4 protein-coding genes are annotated in these 3,542 nt (G+C 34.6%); all 4 read right to left on the reverse strand.

Annotated features, from left to right (window positions below; translation table 11 throughout):
• The coding region (locus ACLTBU_RS16810; protein WP_412220136.1) for a helix-turn-helix domain-containing protein at positions 1–896 on the reverse strand (896 nt) is incomplete at its 3' end.
• 261 nt (positions 897–1,157) lie between these two features.
• Positions 1,158–1,463 carry a hypothetical protein gene (locus ACLTBU_RS16815; RefSeq protein ID WP_412219662.1) on the reverse strand — a complete coding sequence of 102 codons (306 nt, stop codon included), beginning with the start codon at positions 1,461–1,463 and terminating at the stop codon, positions 1,158–1,160.
• Between the two features lie 32 nt (positions 1,464–1,495).
• Positions 1,496–2,092, reverse strand: a complete 597-nt coding sequence (locus ACLTBU_RS16820) for an HK97 family phage prohead protease (RefSeq protein ID WP_412220138.1) — start codon at positions 2,090–2,092, stop codon at positions 1,496–1,498.
• Positions 2,070–3,356: a phage portal protein gene (locus tag ACLTBU_RS16825; RefSeq protein ID WP_412220139.1), complete on the reverse strand. Its 1,287-nt coding sequence runs from the start codon at positions 3,354–3,356 to the stop codon at positions 2,070–2,072. The genes ACLTBU_RS16820 and ACLTBU_RS16825 overlap by 23 nt, the downstream gene beginning before the upstream one ends.
• Between the last annotated feature and the right edge of the window lie 186 nt (positions 3,357–3,542).

The following is a 3,542-nucleotide window of genomic DNA, read 5'->3' on the forward strand; positions in this document are numbered from 1 at the left end:
AATCTTATTATATTCTGCCTATGTTTTTCTGCCCCGCCTTCAAATCCCTTAACCTCTAACCAGGATACAATTGCCTTCCACTGATTTAACTCCTCCTGCTTTCTTCCTAATCTTTGATAACAAAATACTTTACTAAACATCCAATGGATATACTTATCAGCTAATTCAATAGCCCTATCCCAGCATTCAAAAGCTTCTTCATAACATTCTAGATGCTCATAGAATTCTCCCATATAGCCCACCATATCAGATTCATTAGGAAATTTATTAACTGCCTCTTTTGCGAACTTTAGCCCTTCTTGGTATTTACCCGTTGAGCTATACACTTGTAACATTAAATCATATACTTGCACATTTTCTGTATCTTCTTCAAATATTTGTTTACACAATGTCATTGCTTCATCATATTGACCTAGTTGTGTCTTTAATGAAACATAGCAGGTTAATGTATTATAATACACTTCACTTTTACTTTCCTTTTCTGCTTCAATAACCCTATCATACATTTCAAAAGCTTTTTTCTTACAATCATTCATATGATAGTGATATAAGTAGCCATACTCACAAAGTTCTTTATTGGTGCATTTTCCACTTTCAATAAGCTTTCTATATTCTTCTTCTGCTCTTAGAAAGTTTTCCATTGTTCTTGATTCACAATATATCCCAAACAATCGATCCGCATAGGATTCATAAGGGTCAATCTTCTCTGTTAACAAGTCATCGACTAATACTCCTAATACTCTTCCCATTTCTGGCAAAAGTGATATATCAGGTAATGCCGCATCATTTTCCCACTTACTTACTGCCTGATGAGATACATTCAATAGCTTTCCCAGCTGCTCTTGTGTAATCTGTTTCGCTTCTCTTAGCTTTTTAATGTTCTTTCCAATTTTCATCGTCTTTCCCTCACTTATTCATTTTTATGGTTTTAATAAATTTTGCATCTTATAAACTTTCCTTCAACGTTGATAATTTGATTATATAAGAAAACCATTAATATTCAATAAACGCATAGATGCATTCTATTCAACTGTGAGTTGCATACTTTCTGATTAGTTGCATATTAGAGTAATAAAAAAGCACACCACTTGGATGTACTATATACGAGTATTCAATTTTGCTACATATTACTGAATAATTCCTAGTTCAGACACAGCCTATGAACATTTAAAATTACTGTGATATATAATTTGTTTTCCTTGTTGTTCTGCATAATTAATTTCATTTCTTACAGATTCACCAATATATCCGTTAATATCTACTACATAAATTGCATCGCTCAAATCTATTTTTTTGTAATGTGCAGACGCAAGTTTTTCTATTATTTTTTGCGTTATCTCTTCATCTTCATCATTGTACACACACTGAATTACATTAAAATTATGATTACATTCTAATTCCCATGAGATTTTCTTCATTTCATTTACAAATTTCATACTTCCACATATTGTTACTGTTTTCATAATGTCCCTCCCTACAAATCTTCTAATCTGTATTATAACATTAATGGTTTAATTTCTGCATTCTTTAATAACCACACCTTTGTAGCTACTAAACTTCTTTGATTTTCTACTTCCATCTCACTCTCCTTCTTATCAGGCTTATCCCTGATGCATCTTTGCTCCATATCTTCACTTCTTACCTGAACAGATGTTGCAATATAAGCTGGCTCAATTGTTAAAAGGGATACTTCCATTAGGTCAATCTCCTCTAAAGTTCTTTTAGCCACACTACCATCTTCTTGCCAACTATCATTCAAAGCCCTAAAACCAAAAGACCAACCTTTTAAATTTCCACACCTAGCCTCTTCTATAACCTCTTGGTCACTAATGACTGCTTTCGCATGAAGCCCAATATTATCTTCTTTAAGTGCTAAAGTTCCCTCCTCTATACTAGCAAGCTTTCGCCTTACATCATGATTGAGTAACATATCCACATTACGAGCCTGTTCTAAAGCTCTTTGAAATACTCTAGGTGCGACCTTTTCAATAAATTTACCTTTCGAACCGTAAAGTTCCTTCGAATACCTATCAATAGCATTAACATAACCACTAATTTCAAGCTTTCCATCATTTCTCACCTCCACTTGCATCTTTTTCACCTCCCTTCACCATCTTGGTTCCATCTGCACCATTTTGCACCACATTGGTGTAATCTTGATTAACTTTGGTGTTTGTATTCGGTGTATAGATTTCTCCTGATTCAATATGCATTAATACATCACCTAGACTCAGCTTAACGAAATTTAATGATTCAATTTCATTCAAATCTTCCTCAAAACGCACCTCGGATGGTGTCATAAACCCATTCTTAAGGGCAATTTCATAAGCCTTGAAGCGTTTCTCAATATCCCCCTTGTTGAGTTGTTTAGTATCAAAAGCAAAGTAATATTTACCTTGTTCTTCTGTCGTAAGAAGTGCCTTATTAATAGCCTTCTCAAATTTGTTTACGATTGGCATAATAGCCAGTTTTACAAAAGCATCCCACACATCTTCAGGAATCGTTGAGTTAAATAGATTGACTGGTACATTAAAGAGCCTACAAATATCAGCATCAATAGCATTTTTAGATTCAATCATCTGCATTTCTGCCCCAGTTTGTTGCAACTCATGATAAGTAATACCTTCATTCAAGACAATACAATCATTATTCTGCTCATAGAGCCTCTTCCATGCCTTCTTCAGCTCTCCAATAGCTTCTGCAGTTAATCGCCTTGTACTTTGTAAAACGCCACGCTTTACGCCTCCATTTCCCATCGTTTGAGTGGTATAGTTCATGTTGTCTAAGGCTTGTTTTAAAATACTATTACACTCAACTACAATGCCTTTTCCTTTTACCCCATCAACTGTGTTCTTGGTACAAATAATAAAGTTATCAGGATTAAAGTTCTGCCCCTGGATATTTATTGTTACTGTCTTAAAGATGATATCAGGCGAGTACAAAAGAGATATATCTGTTGTGGGTATATAATAAAGTGACCATCTATCCTTTGAATACCCTTGTCCACACATATAGACATAGCAAGCACCATCTAATAGGTAATCTCTCACCATAGCCTTCTTTAGCTCATCGCCACTCATGAGGCTATTAGGCGAGTCATTTAATAAATCTATTCTTCTATCTCCTTTTACTTCTTCCACACTACCTTCTAATTCCTTATAAAGCTTTACCTCTAAGCTAGATATAACATTACTTATAAGTTCCACATTCGCATAAACAGAAGGAAGTCCAATAGCCTGTTCTTTTGATATGGTTTTACTCTTAATCTTTTCATGTTCTGTCCCTTCTAGGTGTAAATCTAACTCCTCAGTTATAACCTCAGTTCTTTCCCTTTGAAAGAAGCCTCTTAAAGCCATTTTCATCTCCTTCCAATTAAAAAACCTGAACAACAAAGTCCTCTTGAAGCCTATCTTTTTCAAGGAGATACATGGCATTAATCAGTGAAGCCACCATATCTATTTTCCCTGTCGATTTCTTCTTGTTGACATATCTGTTCAGGTTCGTATCATATAGACACCTTGCATTCGCAAAGTTAATTTCTA

Source organism: Zhenhengia sp. (assembly GCF_046966505.1).
Taxonomy (GTDB): Bacteria; Bacillota; Clostridia; order Lachnospirales; family Cellulosilyticaceae; genus Zhenhengia; species Zhenhengia yiwuensis.